Origin of the sequence: Micromonospora sp. WMMC250 (assembly GCF_027460215.1) — a bacterium.
GTDB classification, from domain to species: domain Bacteria; phylum Actinomycetota; class Actinomycetes; order Mycobacteriales; family Micromonosporaceae; genus Micromonospora; species Micromonospora taraxaci.
This window is the reverse complement of sequence record NZ_JAPZBJ010000002.1, coordinates 3,773,151-3,798,780: the sequence shown is the minus strand read 5'-3', so window position 1 is coordinate 3,798,780 and position 25,630 is coordinate 3,773,151. Positions and strand designations below refer to the sequence as shown.

The following is a 25,630-nucleotide window of genomic DNA, read 5'->3' as shown; positions in this document are numbered from 1 at the left end:
GCGGCGCCCGGTCCCACCTCCTACAGCCGGGCCGGGCGCCGCCTCCAGCGAAGGAGATGCCCATCATGACAACCGTCCCCCTGGACCAGGACATCGACCTGGACCTCGACGACCCGCAGCCCGAGACGGTCTACGAGGTCAACCGGTGGAGGTGGCTCTTCAACGGCGCGCTTCCTGCGCTGCTCCTGCCCACGTTCGCCGTCGCCTGGGCCGACCTCGCCGGCCAGCGGGAGTACATCCCGGGCAGCGTCCTCGCGTTTGTCGCCATCGCCTGCATTGCCGCGTTCGCGCTGGCCATGGAGTACCGGGCGGACCACCGGTGAAGACGCCGAAGCAGCGGGCCGCCGCGCTCAACGTGCGCGGCAACGTCGCCCTTGTCGCCGCCATCGCCCTCGGCGGGTTCCTCGCCGCCGATCGTGCAGCCCGGGGGCCGTGGTTGCCGATGCACACCTGGCTCGCTGCGGCTCTCGGAACCGCCGCAGCGACCGCGCTCGCCTGCCACCTGCTGGCCTGGCTGAAGGTCTCACCCGGAGGTGACTCACCCCAGGTGAGTCACCTCCCGGCCGAGGTTTCTCTCACCCCCGCTGAGGTGCAGAAATGACGACCGAACCCCAGGTGACTCACCCCCCGGTGACTCACCCCGAGCCCGAGCCCACAGACCAGGCGGTGAAGCCCGCCAAAGAGGCACCGAAGCGACCCGCCCGGCCCCCGCTGCGGGTGCCGCCGCCGAAGGTGCTCGCCGCCGCCGCTCTGGTGGTGGTCGCGATGGAGCTGTTGGTGTGGCAGGTCGGCGGCGTGTTCTTGGGCGGAGTCATCCACGGTTCGCTCGTCTTCCTCGCAGGGCTCGCCCTGCTGATCTGGTCGCGGTGGCGCAACCGGCGGGACGCCCGGGTGCTGCGCGCTGCCGCCGGGGCGCTGCGCGGCAGACCCGGTGCGGTTGCCGGCCTGGGTGCGGGCAGCGGGGGGCGGATCTCTCGCCTGTTCGGTCGCAAGGGCCGCACCGGGTCCGGGACGGGTGGAGCGGGGAGGGCCAGTGGCTTGGGCCGGCGAGGTCTCCTGAGCCGGCTCACCGGTGGGCGACTCAACAGCAGGCGGCGCACCGGGGCGAGCCGGTCCGGCTCCGGCCCGGGGCGGACAGGTGGTCTGCTGGGTCGGTTGCGCCGCTCGGCGTCGACGGGACGCCGGGGCGGCACCGGCACCGGCCGGGCCGGGGTGCGCGGCGGAGGAATCCTCGGCCGCCTCGGACGGAGCGCCCGGAAGGCCAGCCCCGGCCGCGCCGCATCCGCCGGTTCAGTCGGGCGGCGCACCGGACTCCGGTCGGCCCTTGGCCGGATCGGTAGCAGTCGAAGGGCGACCGCTCCCCGGGCTGGCGCGAAGCGGAAGAGCACCGCAGCGGTCGCCCGGCAGCATGCCCGGAAGGGCGCCGGTGCCGTGGCCGCCTTCCTGCGAGGCGTGCGTGAGGGGGCCAACGGCAAGCCGCAGCCGAAGAAGCCTGCCCAGCATGCCAAGGCCGACCCTGCCACGCAGGCCAAGACCGAACCGGCCACGGCGACCACCACCGCCGAGAAGCCCCAGCCGCCCGCAACGGAGCAGCTGGTCAAGGAAGCAGTCGAGAGGGCAGCCGACGCCACGCCGGCGCCGGTGTCCTCCCGCCGAACGAGAGGAACAGCCGTGGGAAGCATGCGCGACATCCTGGCCGCCGCCGAGGACCTGGCAGCCCAGATGAAGGCGTACGACGAGGAGGACATGCACGTCTTCGTGCGGGAGTTGCCGCAGCTCGGAGAGGCACTGTCCGCCATCGAGGGTGGCATCAAGATGATGGCCAGCCGTGCGGAGTCGGAGTGGCCCCTGGCCGCTCCCGTCGTCGAGGCGCTCGGCAGCGTCGCCGGTGACGTGAAGGCCGCCGCGAGCACGGTGGGCGAGGCCAAGACGACCGTGCACCGGGAGAACGAGACCGACATCGAGCGCGGCGAGGCCCCCCGTTCGGGCGAGCGTCGCTGGAACGTCTGAGCGGGTAGGGGAGGTAGGGGCAGTGAACGGTCAGAGGTCAGGGGAGAACATCGCCAGCGCGGTCATCGCCACCGTCGGCCCGCTCGTCGGCGCCGGACTGTGTACGGCGTGGGACGTGCCGGCGGCGGTACCCGCGATCCTGGCCGGCGCTGCCGTCGCCGGGGTGGCGGTCCGGGACTACCGGGCTGGGCTGCCGTGGTCGGAGCGGGCTTTCCGGCTCGCTGCCGGCCTGGCCGCCGGAGCCTGGACCACGTGGTCGACGGTGACCGGACCGTGGAACCTCGCCAACCTCGTGGCCGGGGCGGGAGTTGCGCTGTTCGGCGTGGCCACCGCCCCGGCCTTCGTCGGCGACGACGCACCCGCGGCCGGTCAGCAGTCGGCCACGGAACCCGGTCGGGCGACCGTGCCGACCGGCAGGCGGGCGGTGTGGAAGCAGCGCATCGAGCGCTTGGCCCGCGTTCAGCCGGTCACCATCACCGGTGACGACGACTGGCCGCTCGGCACTGGCTTCACGCTGTACGTCACGTTCGCCCCCGAGTCGGGTGACGGGTGGACGCAGATCGACGACGTCAAGCATCGGCTTGCGCAGGCGGCCAGCCTGCCCCGGGGCTGCACGATCGGCGTGGCCGAGGGTGACATCCAGGGCACCGCCGTGGTTCGGATCCCCACCGTGTACGCCCTCGCCGAAGACGTGCCGGCCCCCGAGGACTACTCGCCGCTGTCCATCTGGTCGGACCTGACGATCGGCGTGAACGAGGACAAGACCCCCGCTGTCGTCAACCTGCGTCAGGCGTCCGGCCTGATCGCCTCGCGGCGCGGCGGCGGTAAGACGAACCTGCTCAAGGTGCTCATCGAGAACCTGCTCCGCTGCCGCGACAACCTCACCTGGATCGCCGACCTCAACGGCGGCGGCCTGGCCGTGCCGTTCATGCTCCCGTACGTAGACGGCGAGATCAAAGCACCGCCGATCGACTGGGTGGCTGACACCCCGGAGAAGGTCATGGTGATGGCCGAAGTGGCAGCGGCCATCGCTCGGGACCGAAAGGCCCGGTACGCCGCCCTGACGGCCCGGGCTGGCGGCGATCTGCTGCCGGTCACCGCCGACCTGCCGCAGATCACCATCGTGGTCGACGAGTCCGCCGAGCTGGACGGTGACCCGGACGCCAAGCGGGCCATGCAGGCGCTGCTGACCGTGCAGCGGATCGGCCGTGCCGAGGCCGTGAACGTCATCTTCTCCGCCCTGCGCCCCACCCAGGACACCATTCCCGTGCCGGTCCGGAAGCAGACCGCGCTGAAGTTGGCGGGGCCGATGGACGACGACACCGACCTGGGCTACATGATGGCTGGCGCGAAGGTCCGATCCGCTGACCTCGTGCACCCGGGCACCTTCTACCTGCGACGCGGCGACGTCGGGACGCCGGTGCGGCAGATCAAGGTGTACCGGACCACCCCGGCGCGGATCGCCGCCGTGGTTAGGGCAACGGACTCCACCCGCCCCGCTCTGGACCGGGCGGGCCAGCAGATCGGCGGCGAGGCATACGCGCAACGGCTGGAGTCACTGCGCCCGTGGCTGGACCGCATGGCGGGCAAGGACCCCGCTCCGGTGGCGGCCGTACCGGCGCGGCATTCGACGGCCAGGGCCTCGACCGGCCCGACGGCTGAATCGTCGTCCGCCCCAGACGACCGGGACGCCCGTCGGGCGGCCGCGCGTGATGGCCTCCGCCGGTTCGCCGCCCGGCAGGAGGTGTCGCAGATGCCGAAGGACCAGCTCGACGACGTGTTCGGGTCGCTGGTTGCCGACCTCCGCCCCTCCACCGAGCAAGACGGGGAGGGCTGGCGGCCGGAACTGCTGATCGAGGTCGCCCGGGAGGCCCCGGAGGGCATCGGGCCGACGGAGATGCAGCGCAAGCTCGCCGATCGGGGCGTCACGGTGTCCATGAAGACGGTCAATAAGTGGGTGGCGAAGTACGCCGACCCCGACGACGGCCGGCTCCGGAAACTCGACGGCGGCAAGTACACCGCCTGAACAGCAAGAAGCGGCCCCCACCGTGCTGGTGGGGGCCGCTCTGCGTCTGCGGTCAGTAGGTGTCGTCGCCGTCGTGTACGCGGGCGCGGGCGGTCGCGGCGAGCGTCGAGGACTGGGCCAGCTCATCGGCAGCCCGGGACGCCACGGCGAGGATCTCCTCGCGGGTGGCGCCACGCCCGACGGCGACCTCGACGGCGGTGGCGAGCTTGCGCAGGCCTTCGGTGTGGTCGGCCTTGGACCGCTCGACCCGGGTCGGGTCGGCGAGCGCCTGGTCGACGTCGCGCTGCTTGGCGGGCGGGGTCGTCTGGGTCATCACGGATCCACTGTCGCACATGTCCGCTGGTGAGTCAGTCCCCGAACACGCAGAAGCGCCCCCCGACCCGGCCGGAGCCGAGCGGGGGGCGCTTCGCCTGTCGCTATGTATGCGACATCAGGACACGGGTCAGCTCCGGCGCAGGTCCGGCCGGGGCGTGTGCTTCGCGAGATACCCCGACACGAGCGTGATCGCCGCCGGGACCATCGGGGCAACGAACACCTCGATGACGTCCGGCAGGCCCGCGATCAGGTTGGTGCTGGTGATCCCGTTCAGGATGGCCAGTAGCGCCAGGGAGCCGAGGTACGTGAAGATGGTTGCCACCTTCACCTTGGTCTCGACCGGCGCGGCCGGTGTCGGGGAGCTGTACTGCGACACGGTGAAGCCTCCTAGGGTGTGGGTCGTGGTGCGTGGTGGATACGCCCAGCAGCCGGACGGCTCACGGGCATGGCAGGAGTGGAAGCCGGATCAGTGCCCGGCCGGTCATAAGCGGCTGGGTGCGGCGACGTGGGCGTGCCCGGAGTGCACCTGGCCGACCAGGGCGTGGCCGTGCCTGGAGGGGGACTGCCGGGAGGTGGTGTGGGATCCCGACCACGTCCACGGGGAGTAGCTACCGGCTGGGGCAGCCGAAGTCGCTGCGCAACTGCCGGATCTGCTCCGCCATGTCCCGACCCACCGGCGTCTGCGGTGGGGTGCTGGAGTACACGTCATCCAGCGTCGACACGATCCCGCACCACTTCTGCTCCGACTCGGCGGCGGCGCGGTTCGAGTAGACCATCGACGCCGCAGCGGCCATGAACGCGAAGACCAGGGCCACGATGAGCGTCTGCCACGCGCGGAACGTCACGGCTGATCACCCGCCCCGGACGGCGCGGGCGACGGCGATGATGATGGTGGCTGCGGTGAGTCCGGCGCCGGAGAGGGCGATGGACCCGACGTTGTACCGGTAGCGCCACTGCTGCGCAGCGAGAGCAGCCCCACGCCGGCTGGGATCCCCAGCACCGCCACGAACGTCCCCAGCAGCGCCGCGCTGGCCTGGCCGGGTGGGACGAGGACCGTCTGGTGCACGATCCCGCCCAGGCCCACGAGAATGCATCCGATGTCCAGCGCTACCCGGATTCCCCGTTCGGTCTTCGTCACCACGCACAGTCCCTAACCTTCCCGCCACCCCCGTCGCGGAACCCGATGTGGTCACCCCTGCTGGCCGGTGCTGGCCGGCAGGAGGTCGCGGAGCTTGATCAGCACCTGTTCGGCGGTCAGCTCCCCGGACTGGCCGGCGCGCACCAGCTCGGCCAGGGCGGCGTCGCGCTCCGACTCGGCCGCGGCGACCTCGTTGATGCGGGCGAGGATCGCCTTGGTGTCGAGGCCCTGGGTCGCGGCGAGGACGGCGGCGAGGGTGGCGTCGGTGCGCTTCTGCCACGCCTCGTCGCGGATGCGCCACTTCACCGGCTCGACGGACGGGTCACCGACCCCCCACGCCTCGATGATGCCGCTGGCCTTCACGGACATGTCGTCCCCCTTCGTCACGACCGGCTTGGCCACGGCGGGCCAGCTCGCGGTGTTCTCGTCGTCTGCGGCCAAGCCGCTGATGTGCACGTGGTCGCGGTGCTGGTCGCTGCCGGTGTACTTCGTCTTCTTCCACCCGTTGGACCGCGACCAGATGTAGCCGTTCCAGATGATGTAGAACAGCCGGGCACGCGCCCTCGGGTCGGCCACCAGGCGGGCGACCAGGGCGTCGGCGTCCGCCTTCGTGAACGCCTTGCCCAGCATGATGTCGATCGCCCGGTGCTCGGGCCGGCCGTCCGGGTCGGACTGGGCGGCCTTGCTGCCCGTGGTGTCGTCCTCGTTGTGGTCCGACGCCCGCGACTGGTGGGCCTTGTCGCCGATGCCGTAGACGACCACACCCGGCCACTGGCGGCGGACGTCGTTGGTCAGGGCCTGCATGTTCGCTGCGCGGGCCATTGGTCAGCTCCTCAGGACTCGATCAGCCAGGCGGTGAAGTAGGAGCCGGCCAGGAGGTTCAGGGCACCGCCCGAGGTCTGGTGGGCGAACAACTGCAACGCGTCACCGGCCGTCGCGACGTGACTGCCGGACACCGTGATGTGGGTGTTGTCGCCCGACACAGCCGGCCTGGAGTTGATCGTCGGATAGCTGCTCGTGCTGTTCACATCGACCAGCAGCCGGCGCAGGCCCGTGCCGTTGGACGCGAACGCGCCGAACGCCGCGAACCCCCACAGACCCGCGACCGACAGGCTGATGGTCGAAGACGTGGCGGAGAACATGCTCGCGTTGTCCCAGTCCTCCGCGTCGAACGGCACCACAGTGATGGACCCGGACGTCAGCGACAGGGACGTCGAGCGCCGGGCGCGCACGCTGCGTGTGTTGAGCCTCGCGGGGGTCAGGTAATCGCCGGTCTGGATGGCCATCGGGGTCCTCTCCTACAGCGCCGCGACTGCGGGCTGCCACACGTCGACTTCGGTGCCCGCAGGCCACGACCGCTGCACGCCGTTCGCCCCACGGGCGGAGATCGTGGCCCGCTGCGGGGTGCGGAACGTGACGCTGTCGAACGCCAGCGCCATTCCCGCCTGGCTGTTCGCCGCATCCCGGAACGCGGCCAACGCGAAGCTGTCGCCGGTCCCGGTCGGCGCGTTGGTGACCGACGACGACCATGCCGGCTCAGAGTTGGCAGCCGGCCACAAGGTGTGGCGCACCGTTGGGCCGAACGCCTGGATGTGCAGCAGGAACGGGCTGCCGGCACCGTAGGGAAGCACGTTGCCGACTGCGGCGAGCACCGTCGACTGCGTTTGAAGCAGTAGGTCGATCTGCCCGGTGATGTGGTACCGGATGACGGACTCGACGTAGCCGGCGCCGACTCGATAGCGCACCATCTGCTGGTAGAAGCCGCCCACCGCGACCGCGTCAGCGCGCAGCCGCACCACCACGTCCAGGTCCCCGCCGATGTCCGGCACGGTCGCGGCGAACGTCGTGCCGGTCGCGTTGACACCGATCAGGCCCTCGCCGCCCCCGACGGCGAACTGGCCTGGCGACGGCGCGTACACGTAGGCGGGGCCGACGTCCGGTGAACCCCATCCGCCCGACACGGTCCGGGTGAACGTCTCGGTGAGCACCGGGGCGATGGCGGACACCGTGACCTGCTCGCCGCCGATCCGGACCGGCAGCGGGAAGTTCCCCGGGTTCTGCGTCCACGGCCCGTTCTCCGGCGTCGCCGTGATAACCGCCGCCGTGTCGCCCGCACCGAGTGCGACACCCAGCGCCGAGCCATCCCCGGCCGCCCGCTGCGGCCCGTCAGCGGTGGCCACATCCCATGGAGACGCCGGCTCCACGTTCAGGCTGACCCGCCAGTACCGGCGCCCGCGGTAGGTTTCGGTCGCCCCGACCACCACCTGGTCCACCACCCCAGGAACGTTCTGCGCGGGTGGGTTGGTGACCTGGATGCGGGAGCCGGGTCGACAGGCGCACCACGCCGCAGCCAACTCCCGGTGCGCGGCCACGTTCACGCTCACCGACTGGTATCGGGGTTCCTGAGCAGTGGACAGGTGCAGTCGCCACTCGCCCTGATCCGGCAGCAGGCTGTCGCCGAGCAGGTTCAGCCGGACGGAAGCTTCGATCTCGCCTTGCAGCTCGACGGACTGCGGATCGACAGCCGTGTACGAGGAGCCGTTGATGCGCTCAACCGTCCACCGGTTGCGCAACGCCTGGTCGTCATCGACCGGGGCGAACGGCATCCCGAGCTGCCCGGCCGCGTTGTCGATGGTCAGCTCGACGGGGGCGTTGTACCGCGAGGCGCGGGGCAGGTAGCCGAGGCCGAAGCCGGATTCGTAGAGGAGCCCGCCGTCGACCGCCTCGCACTCCTGTCGAAGGTCCGCCGGTTTCGCGGTTGGCTGGACGCCCATCCGCTGCACGGAGTCAGCGGGGACGGCCGGCATCTCCAGGGGGATTCCGTCCTCGGCGCACAGTCGGACGAGACGGTCGGTGGCCGTCTCGCCGAGCCACGAACGGCGGGCCTCTCGCACGAACGCCCCGTACGCGTCGGTGGCACCGAGGATCGCCACGGGGATCGGCGCGGCAGCCCACACCGCGACGTGCCCGGCTGGCATCGCCGAGGTCGAGGTCACTCCGGTGGCGTTGACGGCCACCGAGGTGACACCGCCGAGCGTGCCGCCGAACGTCGTGGTGAGGTTCACCGAGTTGGACGTTTGGAGGCGCACCGTAACCGTTCCGCCGGACACCGACGCGGACGCGGAGTAGTGGTGGAACGTCGGCGCCGCGCTGGGATGGTCGATCAGCAGGGTCGACGACCCGCCCGCGGTGATGCCGACCAGTTGGGTGCGGGAGGTGGTGGTGACCTTGACCTGCCAGCGGGTGTACGTGCCGCCAGCGGTCGTCCACTCCAGCAGCACCACATCGCCGGAGAGCGTGGAGAGGGTGTCGACCAGGATCGCGGTGTGCACCGTCCACGGCCCACCGGCGGTGGCCGCCGTTGCTTCCCCCGACAGTCTCGCGGCCAACTTCCCGCCAGCGGCGAGGTCGGCGAGGGCGGTGGTGCCGAACACGGTGGTCGACGTGGCGAAGGTGTAGTTCTCGACGGCTTTGAACTCGACGGTGCCGGACGCGACCAGTGGCGGTTGCCCGGCGGTCGCGGCCCCCGCCTGGTCGGACAGTTCGCCGTCCTCGCCTGGCCAGTACGCGACCGGCTGGGTTCCCTCAATCGCGCGGCGCATCGGCGACCGCTCTGGCGGGTTGCCGCGCCCGAGCCGGCCGAGCACGCCCACGGCCTCGATTGGGGCGAGCGCCATGAACGGGGTGCCCCCGGGCCAGGTGAGCGGCCACTTTCGGATGAACCCGGAGAACCGGTTGCGCCAGCCGACGCCGTCGCCCAGGTCGACGTCGTAGGAGATGGGCGTCCACCGCCGGACGTTCGGCCAGTACGGGGATCGGGCGTCGTAGGCGGTGAAGCGGCCGTCGGTGTTCTTGAGCGTCAGGGTGAGGGTGGACTCCTCTGCCTGGCCGGCTCCAGTCGAGCGGCCCCAGCCGATCCTGACGTCGTCGGGGGTGTGCCACCAGGTGGTGACGTCCGTCCACGCCCAGGTATTCGGGTCGGCTGCGATGCTGGCACCGAAGGCAATGCGGATCCGGACGGTCAGGCTGTCGCCGGTCGGGTATGACACCGGGGCTACCTCCCGTCGATGAGGGCGACAACGCCGCCGTTGGTGACTCGCGCCTTGTCGCGCAGGACCATGACCAGGTCGCTGCCGCGTACGCGCAGCTCGCCGATGACGCTCAGTTCGCCGTGGATGGCTCCGCCGCCGCTGGCTGTGTCGCCGGGGCCGAGGGGTTGCACGCTCGCGCCTTGCGGGAGGTAGACCGCCTCCTTGCCCCGCTCGGCGATGTACGCCATGCCGGCCTCACGGGCGGTGCCGCCGCCGGCCAGGTACGGCAGGTCAGGGGTGGACAGGGTTGCGCCGCCCCAGGTCTGACCGGCGACCGTCACGGACGGAAGCCGGAACCCGAGGCTGTTCCACTTTCCGATGATCCAGTTGAGGGCGGATCGGAAGGCGGTCTTCATGCTGTCCCACATGCCCGACACCTTGACGGCGAGTCGCCCCTTGAGGCCGCCAACCCAGTTCACGAAGGCGGTGCCACGGCTGACGATCCAGTTGAAGGCCGCCGCTGCGCCTTGGCCGATCGCGCTGTAGACGGTCTTCATGGTTGACCACCACCGCAGCGCCGCGCCTACCACCAACTCGATCATGAACTGCCAGTACGACAGGATCCCGTCGACCGCCCCGGTTACCCCGGCGACGATGCCGCCCCAGACCATGATCCAGAAGTCGCGGAATGCGGCGGACTTCATCCACAGGATGGTGATGCCGGCGACGATGGCCAGGACCGCGAGGACGAACAGGCCCAACGGGTTGAGCATCATGACCACGTTCAACGCGGTCTGGACAACCGTCCAGATCTTCGTCGCCGCGACGATCAGCATGATCACCCCGGCGAGGGTGCCCAGGATGATCGCCAAGGGCTCGACGACGTCCCGGTTCTCACCCAGCCACTTCGCCATCCCCTCCAGGTACGGGATGGCCTTCGCGACCTGCTCAACCAAGGCCGCCTGAGCGGACCGCTTGAACGCCTCCAGCTTCTGGGAGGCGGAATCCTCCAGTGCGTCACCCACCCGGTCGGCGGCACCGGCCACATTGCCCAACCGGTCAGCGGCCGTGTCGGTGTCCAGCGCCAGCAGAGCGGCACCCATGTCCTCAGCCTTCGTGCCGAACAGCGCCACGGCCGCGGCGTCCCGGGCAACCGGGTCTTCCATCGCCCGCAGCCGGTCCAGGACGATGTCGAGGCCCTTCTGCGCGCCCTCACCACCGGAGGCGATCTGCCTGGTCATGTCCTTGGCGTTGAGGCCGAGGGCCTTGAAGCCGTCCGCCGAGGTGGTGCTGCCGTCGATCGCCCGGATCGAGAATTCCTTGATCGCATCGGCGACGGTATCGACGTCCCGGGCGCCGGCCTTCAGTCCCTGGATGAGCAGGCCGGTGGATTCCTTGCCGTCGAGGCCAAGCTTGGCGAACTGCACGCTGTACTCGGAGTACGTGTCGAGGAGGTCACCGGCCTGGTCGCCGGTCTCCTGGAACGCCCTGGTCAGGATGTCCATGGCCTCCGCGCCGTCCTTCGCGAGGCCGTTGCGGATCATCTGACCAGCAGCACGAGCGCCAGCGGTGACGTCCACGTCGAAGGTCTGCGCGAGCGCCTGAACCTTGACGGTCAACGCCTCGATCACCTCGTCGCTGTCGTCCTCACTGACCAGCCCCGAGTTGAGGACTGCACGGAGGGTGTCGCCGATCTGCTGCGCCGACTCACCGAAGCCGCGGGCGTACACCCGCCCGGCGATGGCACCCATCTGCTCGGCGTACTCAGCGTTCCCCCCGAGCTGGGCCTGGAGTTTGGTCTGCGCCGCGTCCAACTCCATCGCCCCGGCCAGCCCAGCGGCGAGCGCGAGAGCCGCCGCGGCACCAATGCCCATGGCCAGCGGTTCCAGTTTGTTGCCGAAGCGCTTGAACTTGCCTTCGGCCTGGTCGAGGCCCTGCTCCATTGGCCGGTCGTCGAGCCGGAGGACCGTCGACAGTTCACCGAGCTTGAGCGGCATCCGGTCACCTCCTGGGTTCGTCGGGGGCGAGCGCCCGGCCGATGCGGGTGTCCGCGCGGAGCAGACCGACGATGCGCACGCGCAGCCACCGCCACGGCCTCGCTGCCATGAGCGCCCGGTCGCCGATGTCGACGCCCCGGTCTTGGAGGTCGGCCTCGATCAGGTCCCAGCGGGTCAGGAGGTCGTCCCACCCGATCGAGAGCCCCTGCCCCGGTTGCCTCTCCGGCGGGAGTTCGTACCACTCGTAGAGCCCGGTGACGGGGTCTTGTTCGCCCCGCCCGTACTGCTCGATGCCCCGCCCCGGCGAGCTGCCCGGTTCGGGGCTGGCGCTTCCGGGCGGCCGGCCGACGCCCAGTACATCTCGGCGACCTCGTCACCGGCGGCAAGCCAGGCGATGACGGTCATTCCGGCGTGCTGGATCCACCGGCCGGACACACCGTCGGCGAGCATCTGCTGGTAGGTGTCGCCCAGGACGGCCACGTGCAGCGGTGTGCCCTCGGTGACCCCCGGTGGTGGGGGGATGCGGTTGACGCCGTCCAGGGCCCGTTGGGCGGCTGCCAGGTCGCCGTCCCGGCCGACGCGGGTCGCCTGGGCGACGGCGACACCAGACGCCCAGACGCGCTGGCAGTAGAGGCCCAGGAGGGCCGGCACGTCCTCAACCCGGTACTCGCGCCCTCCGATGGGGAGTACGAGCGCCGGGTCGAAGACGGCATCGATCTGACCGAGCTGAAGAGCCATCAGGATCAGACGTACGTGTAGTTGTCGGCGGTGGTGTTCGCGCTGGTCCCGTTGGGGGTGGTGACCAGCACGTCGTGCACACCGGCGGTCTTCGCCGGTGTCACCGCACTGATGACGCTGGGCGAGATGACCCGGAACGACGTCGCAGCGGTGCCGCCGAACGTGACAGCGGTCGCCCCGGTGAAGTTGATGCCGGTGATCGTGACCAGGGTGCCGCCGGCGGCAGGGCCGGTGTTCGGAGCCACGGCGGTGACGGCCGGATCTGCCAGCGGGTCGGAGATCAGCGGGTTGGCGATCTCGACTCGCGCGCCGCGACCGGTCAGGGTCACCTTCGCGGCGTCGAGGTCCGTGTTCCCGGAGTTGGCGCGTTCCCAGGTGACGATCGCGGTGCCCTGGTATGCCTCGGGCTTGCCCTGCTTGTCGTACCAACGCACCTCGACGCGGGAGCTGTCGCCGAACTTATCGCTGGCCAGGCGCATCTTCTCGACGGCTGCGTTGAAGAGCCCCGCCTCCTCCTTGAGCAGGATGGTCGCCTCGACCTGCCAGCCCTGCGCGGTCTTCTCCGAGCTGTTCCAGCCGTCGGTCTCGTAGTCCGAGTCATCCTGGAGGGTCGGGTTGATCGTCGGCTTGAAGTCGGTCAGGCCGGTGACGGTCGTCCAGATGGGCGAGCCGGTGGTGCCGGTGTTGACCTGGAGCCGGAACCGGCGGGCCAGGGCGGTGGAATCTGCCACGGTGCTCTCCTTGCGATCAGTACGGGCGGTGCACCGTGGGGCGCTCCGCGTCCAGGTAGTAGTTCTCGCTGCGTTCCCAACGGCCGTTGCCGTCCTGGCCGAGGGACGTATAGGACTGCCGGTACGCCTGACTGACCCCGACGCCGCCGAGGGTGAGCGGGCCGGCGGAGTCGAGTAGGTCGAAGATGGCGTCGGCCAGGTCGTCGACGTCGCGGGGGTCTTTTCCGGCCCGGAGGCGAATCTGGACGCCCTGGACCGTGCTGGCGTTTCCGTGGCCGCCGCCGACGACGTACGCGGCGAGCGTGATGAGCCGGTCGGGGCTCGGCGGGACGGCGCGGATGACGATCGCCGTTTCGGTGGGCTGGTAGCTGCCGGTTGGCCGCCACGTGCCGATGCTCGCCGCAGCCAGGTGCTCGGCGAGGCCGGTCAGGAGTCGGGAGGTCCAGCCGTCACCGGTGGCCACGTCAGCCGTCCAGCTCGTCGCGCAGCGGCCCGGCGGCGAGGGCCAGCATCGTGTCGGCCTCGGTGTTCATCGGCTCCTCCAGGTACTTCGCCTGCCGCCCGTCGTCGTGCCGCCAGGTCATCTCTTCGTGCTGCCGGACGGCGTACGGCCGGTCGAAGCTGACCGCGACCGCGCCAGCGTTGGCGTCCTTGGACACCTCTCCGGACCGTTCCAGGTCGCCCTCCTCGTGCGGGGCGAGGCCACTGGATACCTGAAGTAGGTGCTCGGCGGCCAGCTCAATGCCGTCCATCCCGGCGCCGCGCAGCTTCGCCAGGATCTCCGGGCCGTTCCACTCCAACTCCAGCGCCACGGCTCACTCCAAGGAGAGTTCGATGTGCTCCGGGAGACCCAAGCCGTGATCGTCGAGGACCGACGTGGCCAGCACCCGGGCAGTACGGCCAGCCCACGGGAGGGTGACCAGCGACCCGGGCGGGGCGACCGTGTCCGGCGGGACCAGCACCGTGGTGGAACTAACCGCCTCGGACCCTTCAGCGTCCTGGGTTTGCACCGTGACGCGGCGGTTGGTGTCGTCGACGACGCACGGGGCCACGTCGACGGGGTCCGCGTGCACGTCGCCGTACCCGGCCGACCCGGTCAACGCGGCCACCTGGACCGTCTTCGGCTCCGGCACGTACAGCTCGATGAACTCTTCCCAGGTCACCGATCACCTGCTCTGCGGGCTGTGGCCGGTCAGCCCGGCGGCCTGGAGGACCGTCCACGCCTGCTCCCACAGGGAGCCGATCCGGACCGGGGCGTCGTCGCTGCTGGACGCCTGGACGCTGATCCGGCCGAGGCTGAACCCGCCGCGCCGGACACCGCCGAGGCCGGTCACGTTCCCGGTGCCGAGGTTCGCCGCGACCTGCTCCAGGGTGGCCAGACGCAGGGCTTCGACGACGGCCGGGTCGGTGGCGTCGTAGACGGCGGTGAGGAGCGCCCGGTCGACGTCCCTGGACGCGCGGATGAGGAGCTGCTCGGCGTTGACCGGGGTCCGGCCGAGGTGCTCATCGAGGTCAAGCAGGGTGGCGTACGACCCGGCGAGCGGGTCGCTGCCCTCGTAGGGGCCGGCGGGGGACGTCATCGGGGTCCTCCTCAAATTCCGGCGAGGGCCTGTTCGGCGCCGCCCGCGATCCGGCGGAACCGGTAGACCGCCCCACCCCGCAGCACCACGCCAGGGGTGATGGGCTCGGCGGTGGCCGGCGACCCGATCCGACTGGCGTAGATCTTGTTCACGCGCAACCCACCGGACGGGGAACGATCCTGGACGTACATGTGCCCGGGTGCGCTGCGCGCCCAGTAGTTGGTGGACTCGCCCGGGTAGAGCAGCTCCAGCGACATGGCGTACCGGTCAGCGGAGGTCCACAGCGCGCCGATCCACGCGCGCGCTGGGCCCTTCTGCGTGTCGTCCGCGCTGGTGCTCGTCACCGGCCCGCGCAGACCGGACGACGTGTACCGGTCGTAGTGCGGGTCGAGGGGCAGCATGGCCGCGTACCCGGACACGAGCTGCGCGGTGATCAGGCTCGTGACCGTTGTGTCCGTGGTCATGCCCTCGCCGTCAAGGGTGTAGACGATCGTCGCATCGCCGATCTTGGTTGCGCCCGCGTTGACGTGAGGGTGCCGCAGCTCGGTCGTCTGCGTGATCACCATGCGCGACCCGGGAGGCACCGTCACCACACCGCCGACCGGGATGGTCGTCGGCGCTCCGTCCAGTGCGAACGTCAGCGAGAGTTGGATCTCGTGGCCGTGCAAGCGGCCGACGAAATCCCCGGTCGGGTGGCCTGGAGGCACCCACCAGTAGACGGCCTCCAGTGCGCTCTGCTGGGTGAGCACCCGCGACGTGGTGAGGATCAGCGCCCCCGGGGTCGCCGGGGTCACCAGACCCGGCTGCGAGGCGGCGAACCCCGTCACGTAGGTGCGGTTCGCCGAGCCCGCGACGATCGGCGCGTACCCGGTCGCGGTCACCGTCACGGTGTGAACACCCGAGGCCAGGCCCGTGGCGAGCAGTTTCGACTCGGAGTAGTTGGACCCGTTGAGGTAGCAGTTCAGCACGCGATCGGTGGGTTGGAGGGTGCCGCCGTTCGTCGTCAGGATCGACGCCGCGTAGGTGCCGGCGTCCACGACCTGCTGCGCGGTCGGCAGCAGCGTGGCTCTCGTAGGGTCACCGTCAACGGCCACCTTCGCGAGGCCGCCGTTGGTCAGCAATACCACCACGATGCCCACGTCGGTGGTGCCGGACGGGGACGTCCACGTGACCGTGGACCCGGCGGTGGATGACCAGCGGTGCGACGGCCACAGCGTCACCTGCGCGGACGACACCTGAGTGCTGGCCGCCGGGGAGACCGTGCACGTGTTGGGTCCACCGACCGCGACGATGTTGGTGTCGAGGTCCACGCCGCCCGCGCCCGCGCCCGCGATCGTCATCCGCCGGCCCACCGACGCGGAGGTCAGCTTGCCGTCAACCAGGGCCAGGCTTGTGGTGCTGATGCTGCCGGTGGTCGACCGCGACCCGTAACCTGCCGTGGGACTCACGAACGACGTGATCCACGAGCCGGTGTACGGGCCCACCTGGTCCTCGTCGGTCGTCGCCATGGCCACGCCGATCCGCGAGTACACGAGCTGCGGCGTCGGGTACCCACCGGGCATCCCCGCCGGGATCGAAAAATCCCAGTCCAGATACTCGCCGGCACCCAGGTCGCGCACGAAGTGCCACACATCGGCTGCGGTCCGTGTGACGTACCAGGCGCGGCCCGGGTCGCGCAGCACCTCCCGCAACCGCTGGCCGCGCTCCGGCCCACGGCGGGCCCTCACGACGTGTATCCCGCCACGTACGCGCCACGCCACACCGAGGCGGCCCCGTCGTAGCGGAACGTCAGCTCGTCGACGGCCCCCGCGATGGTCTGGAGGGTGGGCGGGGAGTCCCCCGGCCACTTCACGCTGACTGGCCACGTCACCAACCGCGAAGCGGTGTTCTGTTTGAGCTGGAGCGTAAACGTCCTTCCGGCCACACCAGCCGGGAACGTCAAGACGCACGTCGCCGCAGTCAGGGTCACCACGTACAGGGCGGCGTCCCGCTGATCGGGCAACGTCAACGCGGCACCCGCCGAGGCCACGGTCACCGGCGACGACGCGGGCATGGCCGACTCGAAGTCGGCCAGGGCGGCGGTGAGATCGGCTACCTCGGACAGCCCCTCGTCGACCTGGGCCTTGATCGCCTCCAGGACGCTCACCGGGTCAGGAAGCAGCTTGATCACCGGGCCACCCAGGATCCGCGTGTACACGGCAGGGTTGGGCTCGTCGGGGAATTGGAAGCGGGGGCACTCCAATGTGTCGCTGACCAGCACCTGCGGGATAGCTCCGCCGGCCGCCAGGGACTCGCCGGCCAGGCCCAGCACGTCGGCGGGCAGGCTGCACTGGTCGTCCTTGTACAGCCGCACAGGTGTGCCCGTGGGGACAACCCAGCCTGCCTTGCTGCTGTCTCCGGTGTAGTGGAAGATCCGCTGGGCCTGGGCTGGGCCGATGAGACGTGCCACGGTTGTTCTCCTCGTCGAGGTGGTGGTGGGGCCCAGCCGGTGTGGGGTTCGGCTGGGCCCCGGTCTCACTCGGCCTTCGGGCCGTACTCCGCGCGCAGGTCGTCGCGCTTCATCGCCCGAACGGACTCCTCGTCCAGCTCCGGGTGGGTCGCGATGACCCAGTCCGCCCACGCCTCCTGCGAGGCGTTCCCGGCGGGCGGCTCGGGCCGGTCGTCGGCGGACTGCTGCTCGGGAGCCGGCTGTCCGACGGCCTCGCCCAGCTCGGCCGTCACCTCCGGCACCGAACGGCGCTCCAGGAACACCTGCTCGGCGGCGGTCGTCTCCCGACGCTGCTGCTCGGCCGTGTCCGTGATGACGACCTGGCCACCGTCCTCGGTCTGCTCCAGGCGGCCGACCGGACCGGGCACGATCGGCCCCGGACCGGCCACGGCGTGGATGCCGGGCGCAACGACCTCGGGGCCGTGCGGGTTGGCCTGGCCGGCGTTCGTCGGCGGCAGGAAGTCGCCCTCACGGGGGTCCACGGCCGCGTCCCGCAGGCGGGTCCCCGACACCTCCTCGCCCACCTCGCGGGGGTCCGGAACCTCGGACGCCTCCAGCGGGTTCAGGACCTCCCCGGACACCTCGTAGCCGGCGCCCTGGCAGTACTGGATCACCGCCCGGTCGTTGGTCTCCGCAACGCCGTCCTTGAAGACCACGTCACCGATCCGGCCGTCGTACTCCTTGTTCGGAGCCTCGATCCGGGCCACGGGTCAGCCGACCTTGACGTTGCGCAGGACCGCCGCGGACTTGGTCCGCTTGACGACCACCGCCGCCGGGCCCAGCTCCGCCTCGCCGGTCTTCACCGCACCGGCCGTGGAGAAGTCGGGCATCCAGTTCTGGACCAGCGGGCCGCCGGCCATGCTGACGCCGTGGACGCCGTCGAGGCCGAACCGGACGGCGTACAGGTCCGCCAGGTTGGTGATGTTTCCGCCGCCGCCAGCGCCGTCGGCGTCGCGGGTGGCCAGGGCGAGCACGTCGGTGGACGAGCCGTCCTTCGTGCCCGGGTCGATCAGCGGGATGCCGTTGTACGTGTCCACCGGCTCGCCGATGCTGTTTCGCTCGACGGAGTACTGCCCGCCGAAGCTGGCCAGCGTCTTGAAGAGGGCGCGGGCCTTGCGCGGCAGGTAGATCGCGTCGGGGCGGCCGTCGAGGAGGCCCAGCCAGGCGTCGATGTGGGCGATCTGCGCGAACGCCAGCGCCTGCGTGTTGACGGCCGTCCAGTCCAGGTAGCCCACGGAGACGCCGTTCGATAGCGGCAGGTACTCGGTGGCGGTGCCGGTCAGGAGCTTGCTGAGGCCGTCGAACCCGTTGGCGTCGACCGCGGTGTCGCCGTTGAAGAACGCGTCGTTGAACTTCGCCGAGGACGCCTTCAGCAGCTCCCGCATCTGGAACGCGGTCTCTGCCGCCTGGGCGACCCGGTTCAGCACCCGGTCCACCTGGAACGACCCGCCGAGGGGCTTCAGGTCGACCGAGTAACGCTGCTTCGTCGCCTCGGTCGGCGTGTACTCGCTGTTGATGGCACGGAACGCGGCACCACGCTGGGTGATCTGCCGGGTGTACGAGTACGTCAGGGTCGCACCGTTACCGGCGCCCGAGACCACGTCGTCGAAGGTGATGCGGTTCATCACGTCCGAGGACTTCTGGAACTCGTCGATGATCGCGACGTCGACGTCGTCCGTCGCGTTGAGCTTCGCCTGGGCGAGGGTTACGGGCATGGTCTACTCCGGGTTCAGCCGCCGAGCTTGGCGGCGATGGCTTCTTCGAGTGATGGCGACTTCGTGGCCTTCCGGCCGCCTGCCCCGTTGTGGTCCGCGCCCTGCTTGCCGGCCCCTTGGGCGACGGTGGCGGACAGCTTCGGGTTGGCCTTGACCGCAGCCTTGATGGCGGCGGTGACCTTGTCGGCGAAGTCGGCGGCTTCGGGGTCCAGCTCGGCGACCGAGCTGAGGAATCCGCGGCTGTCGAGGACGGCGTCGGGGTCGGCGCCGCTCTTCGCGGCGGACTTGTAGACGGCCAGCTCGACTGCGGTGTCGCGGGCTCGGGCGACGGCCTTGTCCCGCTCGGCGGCGGCTGCCTTGAGCTGCTCGGCGGGGTCGGTCTTGCCGTCCGGGGTGAGACCGGCGGCCTTGAGGACCGCTGCGAGGCGGTCGTCGGCGGCCTTCTTGGCCTCCTTGGCCTTCCTCTCGCCCTCGCGGGCAGCCGCCAGGGCGCGCTCGTGGCGCTCCTTGTCGACGTCGCCCTCGTAGTTGGGCTTCTTGCTGCTGTCGTCGTCCTGGCCGGCGTCGCCGGCCTGGTCACCGTCAGCGGCCCCGCCGTCTCCGCCGGGGTCGCCTTCGCCGGAGCCGCCCGCGACCACGCGGATCGGTCGGCCGTCACGCCGGTAGCCCAGGATCTTTCCGGGGACGGTGCGCTGGCCGGTGAGCGGGTTGACGAAGCCGAGGTCGGCGATCGGCAGGGTGTTCGGGTCCACGGAGGTGCCTCCTTGAGGCGGTCGTGTCGTGTTGGTGACCGTCGGCCCTTGCCGGCGGCCGGTACCGTGCCCGCGTCACCTACAGGAGGTACGCATGAAGGCACGGACGGTTGGTGTGGTCGCGTTCGCCGTGATGGCGCTCGCGCTCGTGGGGGCGGCGGTCGGTGTGATGGCCGCTGGTGGAGGCGACCAGGAGCCGGCGAGCAAGCCCCGGGCGGCGGGTGCTCAGCAGGTCGTGGACGCCATCGGAGCGAAGTGGCCGCTACCCAATCCGCGCGACACCACCTCGGGCTGCAAGGCCAAGGAGGGCGACAGCGCGAAGGGCTGCGAGTCGCGGGTCACCACCGACGCGGTGACGGTCGTCGCGTTCGCCGACGAGGGCACCGCCGCACGGTGGGCGACCGAGCTGGGCAAGGCGGGTGATACCCGCCAGGCTGGCCGGTACGTGCTGTCGTGGACGGCCCGCGAGCAGGACATGACCAGCGATGAGGCCAGGGCGGACATGGTCGCCATCGCCAAGGGCCTCTAACCGGACGCGCTTCCGGCCCCGATCTGCTCCCTGTAGGTCAGGCGTTTCAGCTCGGGGTTCGCGGCCAGGTGCTGGCGCATCGCGGCCTGCCACTGCCGGACCTTCCCGGCGGCGTACGCCTTGTCCACGTCGTCGAGGGCGCCGATCTCGCGTTCTTTCCAGTGGCGGATCTGCCGCTCGATGGCCCGTTGCCGGTCCTTGGCCTCGTAGCCCTTGGGGTTGGCGAGCTGCCCGGCGGGGCGTTTCGTCGCCCCGGGGATGTACGCGCGGAGGGCGTGGGTGCAGTTGGGGTGTTGCAACCCGTCGGCCCTGGCTTCGTCGACCGTGCCGGCAATGTCCACCGTCACCGTGCCGGCACCGACCCGGCTGGGCATCTCCACCCGGCCCCGGCGGGCGCCGGAGATGGAGAGCACCTTGCCCTCCCACGGCCGACACCGCTCGCACTCGCGCGGGGAGTTGGACACCAGGACCAGGTCCAGGCCGAGGGTCTGGAGACGGTCGGTCTGACCCTGGACGGCGGCGCGTTGGGTGACGGTTCGGACGGCCATCTCCACGTAGGAGGACAGCCGCCACACCCGCCCCCGGGAGTCGGTGAACGAGCTGAGGCCCTGGTCGATGAACCGGCGGTAGGCGTACTGGCTGGCCTGCCGGCGCGTCTGCCCACCGGCCACCGACACGGCGGTCGCCTGCTGGATGACCGTCCGGTACACGTCGAGGACGTGACGCAGCACGTTGGAGTGCCGTTCGCCGACGTCAGCGACCAGGGCGGCAGCGAGGTTCTCCACCACCCCGGCGCGGGTGACCACCTCGGCGACCAGCCCGGCCGCCCGGACCGCGTCCGGGTCACGCGGCAGGAGCTGCGCCGGCACACCGGTGGTCGCCGCAGCCTGCCCCGACCGGTACGCCTTCGCCAGGGCCTCGCGGATCTGCTCCGACCCGTCGGCCTCCACCACCTGGAGCACCTGCTCGACGGTGCGCCGCAGGGTGGCCAGCGCGCCGAGGCGCTCCACGGCCCACGTCGGAGCGTCGATGCCGGCGAGCAGGTGCCGGGTTACCTCCCGCAGGATGGCCTCCTCAGCGGCCCGGTAGAGGCCGACGGTGGCGCGGGTGATGGCCTCGATCTGGTCTCCGGTGAGCGCCACGGGCTACTCCTGCTCCGGTGGCCCGTCGCCTGCGGGCGGATCGTTGCCAGCGAGCGCGCCCAACGCGCCGCCCACTTCGACCACCGGCGGGGCGTCGCCCTTGATCCGCTCCACCTCGGCCTTGACCTGCGGTTCATCCCAGTCAGGGTGGACCATCCGGACCATCGTCTCGGTCGACACGGCCCCAGCGGCGGAGAGCAGTTGCAGCGTGCGGGCGGTCGTCTCCGGGGCCTCGCTGACGGAGTCTCCGAACTCCACGTTCGGCCGCGCCGGCTCCGGGCGGTCGCCCTTCAGGTCGACGCGGCGGGCGTACTCCAGTTCCAGAAGCAGCTCGATGGCGTCGGCGAGGGCGGGAGCCCAGGTGCCGATCCGGTTGCCCCGGGTGGTGAACGACTGCCGCTCCCGGGCTTGGACCTCGGTGGCGGTGACCGCAACGTCGCCCTCTTCGCCGAGTGTCTGCGAGGATAGGCCGGCGTGCCGAAGCGCGGTTTCCACGATGGCGTCGGCTGTCGCCTTGTGCTCCAGGTGGCGGATCGCGAACTGCGAGGCCGTGATGCCCTGCCCGGACTGCCCGGGGAGCGCGTTCAGGGCGGTGAACACCTCCTGGTCGGCGTCCCATATCGCCCCCTTGCCGGGGCCGAGAGACTGGAGCATGTACTCCGGGACCAGGATCCGGGAGCGCGCCAGGCGAAGGTCCCGCATCCAGGACGTCCACACGTCGTCGAGGGCGTCGAACCACTGCTCGTTGCCGTCGAAGTCGCTGCGGCCGAGGTACTTCAGGCCGGGCGTCGCACGCCAGAGGCGTTGCGGTCCGGCGTTCGGCACCCGCACCACGTCCAGGCGGGTCAGCCCGGTGACCTGGGCGCTGTTGGCGTCGACCAGGTCCGCGAGGTAGGCGGACGCGTTGTGCTCGGTGAGCGGTACTGGGCGGCCGAGCTTGTCGCGGGTGCCCTCGTGCAGCGCGTACACGATCCGCCCGGCGCCGTTGACGACCTCGTGGTGCTCCAGGAGGCGTAGGTGCTGGTCGCCGTCTTCGTGCACGGTGGACCAGAACGTGACCTCGGTGAGCTTGCCCCAGCGGATGGTGGGGATCGCCCCGTCGGCGTGCACGGCGGCCAGGAATGCCCGGTCGGGGTGGACGTCGAGGTCGATGACGGGGCGCAGGTAGACGTCACCGAGGGCGGAGCCGGCTTCGGCGGCGTGCAGCAGCAGGGTCGCGAGGCCGTCCTCGACCAACTGCTCCAGGCGCTCCATCACCGCGGCGTTCTCGTGGTCGAGCGTGGGCGGCTCGCTGAAGAGGAGGTTCGCCGAGGTCGCCGCGAGGTCAGCGGGCAGGGGCACGTGCAACCGCCCGTCGCGCTGCCCGATTGGCGACGGGGCACCCCACAGCCAGCGGGACACGAGCCCGTATAGGCCGCCCGCACGCTGCCCGGGGCGGGTCTTGGGGCGGTCGCCGATCCGGTTGGCGTAGACGTTGCGGAGCCGGTCGGCGTCGCCTGCGTACCAGGCGTCCCAGTCGCGGTACGAGTCGTAGGCGGGCTGGACTGCGGGCGGCGGCCAGGCGCCGTCGGTGGGGATCGGCACCTTGCCCTCCTCGGACTGATCAGGCGTCTACAGGCCGTACCGTCGCCAGGGTCCGACGGCCCGCGCGTGCACGGGCGTCGCGTCCGGGCTCCAGTAGCAGATCGGGCGATGCCCGTCGCGCCACGTCCAGCCGACCGCTAGGTAGCCCAGTTGGGCTGTGCGGCCGAGGCTGATGTCGATCTGGGTCCGCTTGTGCCAGCGGTACAGGCGGAAGATGCGGTTCTTCACAATGCTCCGTTCAGGCGGCGCGGCGCAGCAGCGGTCGCCACAGCACCTCAGGGGTCTTGATCGCGTACCGTGCAGCGTCGATCGAGTGATCATCGGCCTTGATCGGGGCGTCTTCGCCACGCTCGGCGGCTTTGTCGTCCCACGAGTAGCCAGGGATCTCATCGATCAGCCCCCGGCACGAGGCGTGGACGCGGAGCTGGTCGTTGCCGAGCAGCGACGACACGAGCCGGATGCCGTCCAGGACGGCGTTGTCGGCCAGGGCCGGCGTCATCCCGTCCTCGTGCAACTGGAGTCGCAGGGACGCGGCGGCGGGGTCGACGACGGTCCACTCCGGCCGCAGCCCGGTCAGGCCGGTGGTGCCAGGCACCTCCAGGCCACCCAGCCAGGCACGTAGCTCCCGGGAGAGGCCGGAGTCGGTGAGTTGGCGGCGGGCGACCGCGGGGTCGTGTCGCCACTCGTGGGTGAGGTACAGGCGGCCGTCGTCTCCGGCGCCGAGGATGAGCGCGGCGGTGGCGTTGCGGGTGCCGTAGTCGATGCCCAGGCTGATCCAGCGGACGATCGGCGGAAGGTCGGCGACGACGTGGCGGTCCTCATCGAACATGTCGAAGACGGCGCCCTCGGCCTGGACCCAGCGGCCTTCGATGAACCGCTTGTACCAGAGGCCCACGTATTCGCGGGCGAGGTCGGCGACGTACTGCGGGTCCAGGTGTGGGTTGTCCCGCAGCGTGGAGTGCCAGGTCCGAAGGTTCAGCTCGCCGGCCCGGAGCAGGTACTTCTTGCGCAGCCAGTGGTTGGGCGCGTCCGGGTTGGTGGTTCCGAAGAGCTGCGCGGAGGGCACCGACAGCCGGGCCAAGATCTGGGTGAAGAACGCTTCGGGGACGGTGGTCAGCTCGTCGCCGTACGCCAGGCACAGCGTCATGCCGCGCACCTTGGGTTCGGCCTTGGAGTCGTTCGCGCCCAGGACGTCGACCTCACGGCCGAGGATCGTGCCCATCGGTGCGCCCGGGTTGTACTTGACCAGGCGGGCGAGGGGTCCGAACAGGGCCGGGTCGGTGAGCACCGAGAAGACGTTCCGGTTGACGGACTCGCGGGTCTTGCCGAAGAGGAGCACCCGGCCGGAGGTGGGTGCGTTGGCGATGGCGATGAGCAGCCGCAGCAGCGACGCGACGGTCTTCCCGGATCGGACGCTGCCCTGCCAGATGTTGAGGCGGGCGGTGGACTCGACCAGCGACCGGAGGTGGATCGGGGCGAGCGTGCGGCCGACGGTGGCCAGGTCAACTGCTGGCATCGGTCTCGGCTCGGTTGAGTTGGTCGTAGGCGGCTCCGAGGCCGGCGGCGAGCGCGCCGAGCATGCTCTTCGCGGCGTCGATGCCGGGGTCGGCGTCGTATTCGTCGAGGCGGACGGCCTTGTCGACGGCGATGCCCGTGGCTTGCATGATCTTCAGCTTGTCGGCGAAGGTCGGTTGGTCGAGGGTGACCTCGTTGTAGGTGTTGTCCTTGCCGCCGAAGTTGAACGCCTTGGCTTCCTCCCAGAGCTGCTTGCGGAGCCGTTCGGCGTCGTCGAGCAGGGCAACGGAGAGGCGGGCGCGTTTCGCGCGGGCGTCGTCCTTGCGGGCCTCAGTGGCGGCCCGGGTGCCGGACCGGTCGAAGGTGAGGCCCAGCTCCCCGGCGATCTCGCTGACGGTCTTCCCGGATCGGCGGATGCGTCGGGCGATCTCGTTGCGGGAGAGGTTCTGGGCGTGCAGCTCGCGGACCTGGTCGTGGTCGGCTTGGGTGACGGGGCGGCCTCGGGGCATGGTTCACCTCTTCCCGGGGCCTTGCCCGGTCAGGGGGTTGGGTGGGGTTGGGACGGTTGGGGGTGTGCGGGCAGGCCAGCGCCGCACCGGCCTGCCCGCGTTCCCCGCCCGCGTCCCCGTCCCTGGACGCGCAACAGCCCGGCACCATCTCGTGGTCTGCCGGGCTGCTGTGGGCATAGGCCACCTATCGGGGCCGTGAACAAATCATGCGGTCAGGCCGACGCAAGGTCAAGTCGGCGGGGTCGTCCGCGTGTCGAGCGTCGCTTCCGGGCCTCGATGGTGGCTGCTTCGTCGAGGGGTGAGCGGCCTTCGATGGTGGTGAGGCCGTCGCGTTCGCGGTAGCGGCGGATCATGGCGGGGGTGATGTCGGGGCCGAGGGCTGCGGCGAGTTCCCGGTCGGTGCCCCAGTAGCGGCCGGCGGCGTAGATCACGCGGGCCGCCACTCGTCGCGGTAGCCGGGCCGGTCGGCGTACGGCAGGGCAAGCAGCTTGACGACCTCGTCGAGGGCAAGCAGTGCCTCGGGCGGGAGGGCGTTGTCCTGGCTGTCTTTCCAACGATCGAGGATGCGCCGCTTGGCGTCCACCTCGGCCAGCACCCGGGCCGGGTCGTGACGGGCGATGTGGTCGAGCAATCCCCGGGTGATGAGCTGACCGGCGTTGTGGACTAGCACCCAGCCGTTGTAGGTGCGCAGCGCGCCGCCGCCGTCGTTAACCCACTGGCCATCCCACGGGGCGCTGCGATCCTCCACAGCGCGCGCCACCCGCTCGTCGTCGTCGAGCTGGGCGCGCAACCAGGTCACCAGATCGTCCACGGCTCGATTCTCCCTCATC

General features: G+C 70.8%; 30 protein-coding genes. 5 read left to right on the top strand and 25 right to left on the bottom strand.

Annotated features, from left to right (window positions below; translation table 11 throughout):
- Positions 1 to 65: 65 nt before the first annotated feature.
- From O3438_RS16805 to O3438_RS16790, 4 genes are read left to right on the top strand one after another with little or no spacing between them, the layout of a single operon-like run.
- On the top strand, positions 66 to 323 hold the full coding sequence (locus tag O3438_RS16805) for a hypothetical protein (protein WP_269680849.1): 258 nt from the start codon (positions 66 to 68) through the stop codon (positions 321 to 323).
- On the top strand, positions 320 to 601 hold the full coding sequence (locus O3438_RS16800) for a hypothetical protein (RefSeq protein ID WP_269680848.1): 282 nt from the start codon (positions 320 to 322) through the stop codon (positions 599 to 601). The genes O3438_RS16805 and O3438_RS16800 overlap by 4 nt, the downstream gene beginning before the upstream one ends.
- Positions 598 to 2,010 carry a hypothetical protein gene (locus O3438_RS16795; protein ID WP_269680847.1) on the top strand — a complete coding sequence of 471 codons (1,413 nt, stop codon included), beginning with the start codon at positions 598 to 600 and terminating at the stop codon, positions 2,008 to 2,010. The genes O3438_RS16800 and O3438_RS16795 overlap by 4 nt, the downstream gene beginning before the upstream one ends.
- 22 nt (positions 2,011 to 2,032) lie before the next feature.
- A complete protein-coding gene (locus tag O3438_RS16790) occupies positions 2,033 to 4,036 on the top strand; it encodes a hypothetical protein (RefSeq protein ID WP_269680846.1) in 2,004 nt (667 codons plus the stop codon).
- A 52-nt stretch (positions 4,037 to 4,088) separates the two neighbouring features.
- Here the strand turns inward: O3438_RS16790 and O3438_RS16785 are convergent, their stop codons facing one another.
- The 18 genes from O3438_RS16785 to O3438_RS16695 form a co-directional block, all read right to left on the bottom strand.
- The gene (locus O3438_RS16785; RefSeq protein ID WP_269680845.1) at positions 4,089 to 4,349 is read right to left on the bottom strand and encodes a hypothetical protein; all 261 of its coding nucleotides are present in this window, start codon (positions 4,347 to 4,349) and stop codon (positions 4,089 to 4,091) included.
- 129 nt (positions 4,350 to 4,478) lie between these two features.
- Entirely contained in the window at positions 4,479 to 4,727 is a 249-nt protein-coding gene (locus O3438_RS16780) for a hypothetical protein (protein WP_269680844.1), read from the bottom strand.
- Positions 4,728 to 4,959: 232 nt separating this feature from the next.
- Positions 4,960 to 5,196: a hypothetical protein gene (locus O3438_RS16775; protein WP_269680843.1), complete on the bottom strand. Its 237-nt coding sequence runs from the start codon at positions 5,194 to 5,196 to the stop codon at positions 4,960 to 4,962.
- Between the two features lie 344 nt (positions 5,197 to 5,540).
- Entirely contained in the window at positions 5,541 to 6,311 is a 771-nt protein-coding gene (locus O3438_RS16770; protein ID WP_269680842.1) for a hypothetical protein, read from the bottom strand.
- 11 nt (positions 6,312 to 6,322) lie between these two features.
- Complete coding sequence (locus O3438_RS16765) at positions 6,323 to 6,775, bottom strand: hypothetical protein (RefSeq protein ID WP_269680841.1); 453 nt, start codon at positions 6,773 to 6,775, stop codon at positions 6,323 to 6,325.
- A gap of 12 nt (positions 6,776 to 6,787) precedes the next feature.
- Positions 6,788 to 9,538, bottom strand: a complete 2,751-nt coding sequence (locus O3438_RS16760) for a hypothetical protein (RefSeq protein WP_269680840.1) — start codon at positions 9,536 to 9,538, stop codon at positions 6,788 to 6,790.
- Positions 9,539 to 9,543: 5 nt separating this feature from the next.
- Positions 9,544 to 11,517, bottom strand: coding sequence for a phage tail tape measure protein (locus O3438_RS16755; protein WP_269680839.1), 1,974 nt, complete (start codon positions 11,515 to 11,517; stop codon positions 9,544 to 9,546).
- A 174-nt stretch (positions 11,518 to 11,691) separates the two neighbouring features.
- Positions 11,692 to 12,255 (bottom strand): DUF7426 family protein, encoded by a 564-nt coding sequence (locus O3438_RS16745; RefSeq protein WP_269680838.1) that lies wholly within the window; start codon positions 12,253 to 12,255, stop codon positions 11,692 to 11,694.
- A gap of 5 nt (positions 12,256 to 12,260) precedes the next feature.
- On the bottom strand, positions 12,261 to 12,986 hold the full coding sequence (locus tag O3438_RS16740) for a phage tail tube protein (RefSeq protein WP_269680837.1): 726 nt from the start codon (positions 12,984 to 12,986) through the stop codon (positions 12,261 to 12,263).
- 16 nt (positions 12,987 to 13,002) lie between these two features.
- A complete protein-coding gene (locus O3438_RS16735) occupies positions 13,003 to 13,449 on the bottom strand; it encodes a minor capsid protein (RefSeq protein ID WP_269680836.1) in 447 nt (148 codons plus the stop codon).
- Position 13,450: 1 nt separating this feature from the next.
- Positions 13,451 to 13,738, bottom strand: coding sequence for a hypothetical protein (locus O3438_RS16730; RefSeq protein WP_269683664.1), 288 nt, complete (start codon positions 13,736 to 13,738; stop codon positions 13,451 to 13,453).
- A 63-nt stretch (positions 13,739 to 13,801) separates the two neighbouring features.
- Positions 13,802 to 14,149, bottom strand: coding sequence for a hypothetical protein (locus O3438_RS16725; protein ID WP_269680835.1), 348 nt, complete (start codon positions 14,147 to 14,149; stop codon positions 13,802 to 13,804).
- 3 nt (positions 14,150 to 14,152) lie between these two features.
- On the bottom strand, positions 14,153 to 14,566 hold the full coding sequence (locus O3438_RS16720; RefSeq protein WP_269680834.1) for a hypothetical protein: 414 nt from the start codon (positions 14,564 to 14,566) through the stop codon (positions 14,153 to 14,155).
- A gap of 11 nt (positions 14,567 to 14,577) precedes the next feature.
- Complete coding sequence (locus O3438_RS16715; RefSeq protein ID WP_269680833.1) at positions 14,578 to 16,293, bottom strand: hypothetical protein; 1,716 nt, start codon at positions 16,291 to 16,293, stop codon at positions 14,578 to 14,580.
- The gene (locus O3438_RS16710) at positions 16,290 to 17,015 is read right to left on the bottom strand and encodes a hypothetical protein (protein ID WP_269680832.1); all 726 of its coding nucleotides are present in this window, start codon (positions 17,013 to 17,015) and stop codon (positions 16,290 to 16,292) included. Before O3438_RS16710 ends, O3438_RS16715 begins: the two co-directional genes overlap by 4 nt.
- 65 nt (positions 17,016 to 17,080) lie before the next feature.
- A complete protein-coding gene (locus O3438_RS16705) occupies positions 17,081 to 17,761 on the bottom strand; it encodes a hypothetical protein (protein WP_269680831.1) in 681 nt (226 codons plus the stop codon).
- A 3-nt stretch (positions 17,762 to 17,764) separates the two neighbouring features.
- The gene (locus O3438_RS16700) at positions 17,765 to 18,769 is read right to left on the bottom strand and encodes a major capsid protein (RefSeq protein ID WP_269680830.1); all 1,005 of its coding nucleotides are present in this window, start codon (positions 18,767 to 18,769) and stop codon (positions 17,765 to 17,767) included.
- A 14-nt stretch (positions 18,770 to 18,783) separates the two neighbouring features.
- Positions 18,784 to 19,521, bottom strand: coding sequence for a hypothetical protein (locus O3438_RS16695; protein ID WP_269680829.1), 738 nt, complete (start codon positions 19,519 to 19,521; stop codon positions 18,784 to 18,786).
- Between the two features lie 94 nt (positions 19,522 to 19,615).
- Here O3438_RS16695 and O3438_RS16690 point away from each other — a divergent pair, with 94 nt between their 5' ends.
- Entirely contained in the window at positions 19,616 to 20,050 is a 435-nt protein-coding gene (locus O3438_RS16690) for a hypothetical protein (RefSeq protein ID WP_269680828.1), read from the top strand.
- On the opposite strand, the gene O3438_RS16685 is transcribed toward O3438_RS16690, so the two are convergent.
- From O3438_RS16685 to O3438_RS16655, 7 genes are all read right to left on the bottom strand, one after another.
- Positions 20,047 to 21,192, bottom strand: coding sequence for a phage minor capsid protein (locus O3438_RS16685; protein WP_269680827.1), 1,146 nt, complete (start codon positions 21,190 to 21,192; stop codon positions 20,047 to 20,049). The genes O3438_RS16690 and O3438_RS16685 overlap by 4 nt on opposite strands.
- A gap of 3 nt (positions 21,193 to 21,195) precedes the next feature.
- Positions 21,196 to 22,776 carry a phage capsid protein gene (locus O3438_RS16680; protein ID WP_269680826.1) on the bottom strand — a complete coding sequence of 527 codons (1,581 nt, stop codon included), beginning with the start codon at positions 22,774 to 22,776 and terminating at the stop codon, positions 21,196 to 21,198.
- Positions 22,777 to 22,803: 27 nt separating this feature from the next.
- Positions 22,804 to 23,004: a hypothetical protein gene (locus O3438_RS16675; RefSeq protein ID WP_269680825.1), complete on the bottom strand. Its 201-nt coding sequence runs from the start codon at positions 23,002 to 23,004 to the stop codon at positions 22,804 to 22,806.
- 10 nt (positions 23,005 to 23,014) lie between these two features.
- A complete protein-coding gene (locus tag O3438_RS16670; RefSeq protein WP_269680824.1) occupies positions 23,015 to 24,292 on the bottom strand; it encodes a PBSX family phage terminase large subunit in 1,278 nt (425 codons plus the stop codon).
- Complete coding sequence (locus O3438_RS16665) at positions 24,279 to 24,800, bottom strand: helix-turn-helix domain-containing protein (protein WP_269680823.1); 522 nt, start codon at positions 24,798 to 24,800, stop codon at positions 24,279 to 24,281. Before O3438_RS16665 ends, O3438_RS16670 begins: the two co-directional genes overlap by 14 nt.
- Positions 24,801 to 25,012: 212 nt before the next feature.
- Positions 25,013 to 25,231, bottom strand: a complete 219-nt coding sequence (locus O3438_RS16660) for a hypothetical protein (RefSeq protein WP_269680822.1) — start codon at positions 25,229 to 25,231, stop codon at positions 25,013 to 25,015.
- Positions 25,228 to 25,629 (bottom strand): DUF6221 family protein, encoded by a 402-nt coding sequence (locus O3438_RS16655; RefSeq protein ID WP_269680821.1) that lies wholly within the window; start codon positions 25,627 to 25,629, stop codon positions 25,228 to 25,230. The genes O3438_RS16660 and O3438_RS16655 overlap by 4 nt, the downstream gene beginning before the upstream one ends.
- Position 25,630 lies beyond the last annotated feature (1 nt).

Coding starts and splice junctions, on each gene's coding strand:
- O3438_RS16805 (WP_269680849.1), top strand. CDS start 66: ATGACAACCGTCCCCCTGGACCAGGACATCGACCTGGACCTCGACGAC.
- O3438_RS16795 (WP_269680847.1), top strand. CDS start 598: ATGACGACCGAACCCCAGGTGACTCACCCCCCGGTGACTCACCCCGAG.
- O3438_RS16785 (WP_269680845.1), bottom strand. CDS start 4,349: ATGACCCAGACGACCCCGCCCGCCAAGCAGCGCGACGTCGACCAGGCG.
- O3438_RS16770 (WP_269680842.1), bottom strand. CDS start 6,311: ATGGCCCGCGCAGCGAACATGCAGGCCCTGACCAACGACGTCCGCCGC.
- O3438_RS16765 (WP_269680841.1), bottom strand. CDS start 6,775: ATGGCCATCCAGACCGGCGATTACCTGACCCCCGCGAGGCTCAACACA.
- O3438_RS16755 (WP_269680839.1), bottom strand. CDS start 11,517: ATGCCGCTCAAGCTCGGTGAACTGTCGACGGTCCTCCGGCTCGACGAC.
- O3438_RS16745 (WP_269680838.1), bottom strand. CDS start 12,255: ATGGCTCTTCAGCTCGGTCAGATCGATGCCGTCTTCGACCCGGCGCTC.
- O3438_RS16730 (WP_269683664.1), bottom strand. CDS start 13,738: ATGGACGGCATTGAGCTGGCCGCCGAGCACCTACTTCAGGTATCCAGT.
- O3438_RS16720 (WP_269680834.1), bottom strand. CDS start 14,566: ATGACGTCCCCCGCCGGCCCCTACGAGGGCAGCGACCCGCTCGCCGGG.
- O3438_RS16700 (WP_269680830.1), bottom strand. CDS start 18,769: ATGCCCGTAACCCTCGCCCAGGCGAAGCTCAACGCGACGGACGACGTC.
- O3438_RS16690 (WP_269680828.1), top strand. CDS start 19,616: ATGAAGGCACGGACGGTTGGTGTGGTCGCGTTCGCCGTGATGGCGCTC.
- O3438_RS16670 (WP_269680824.1), bottom strand. CDS start 24,292: ATGCCAGCAGTTGACCTGGCCACCGTCGGCCGCACGCTCGCCCCGATC.
- O3438_RS16665 (WP_269680823.1), bottom strand. CDS start 24,800: ATGCCCCGAGGCCGCCCCGTCACCCAAGCCGACCACGACCAGGTCCGC.
- O3438_RS16655 (WP_269680821.1), bottom strand. CDS start 25,629: ATGAGGGAGAATCGAGCCGTGGACGATCTGGTGACCTGGTTGCGCGCC.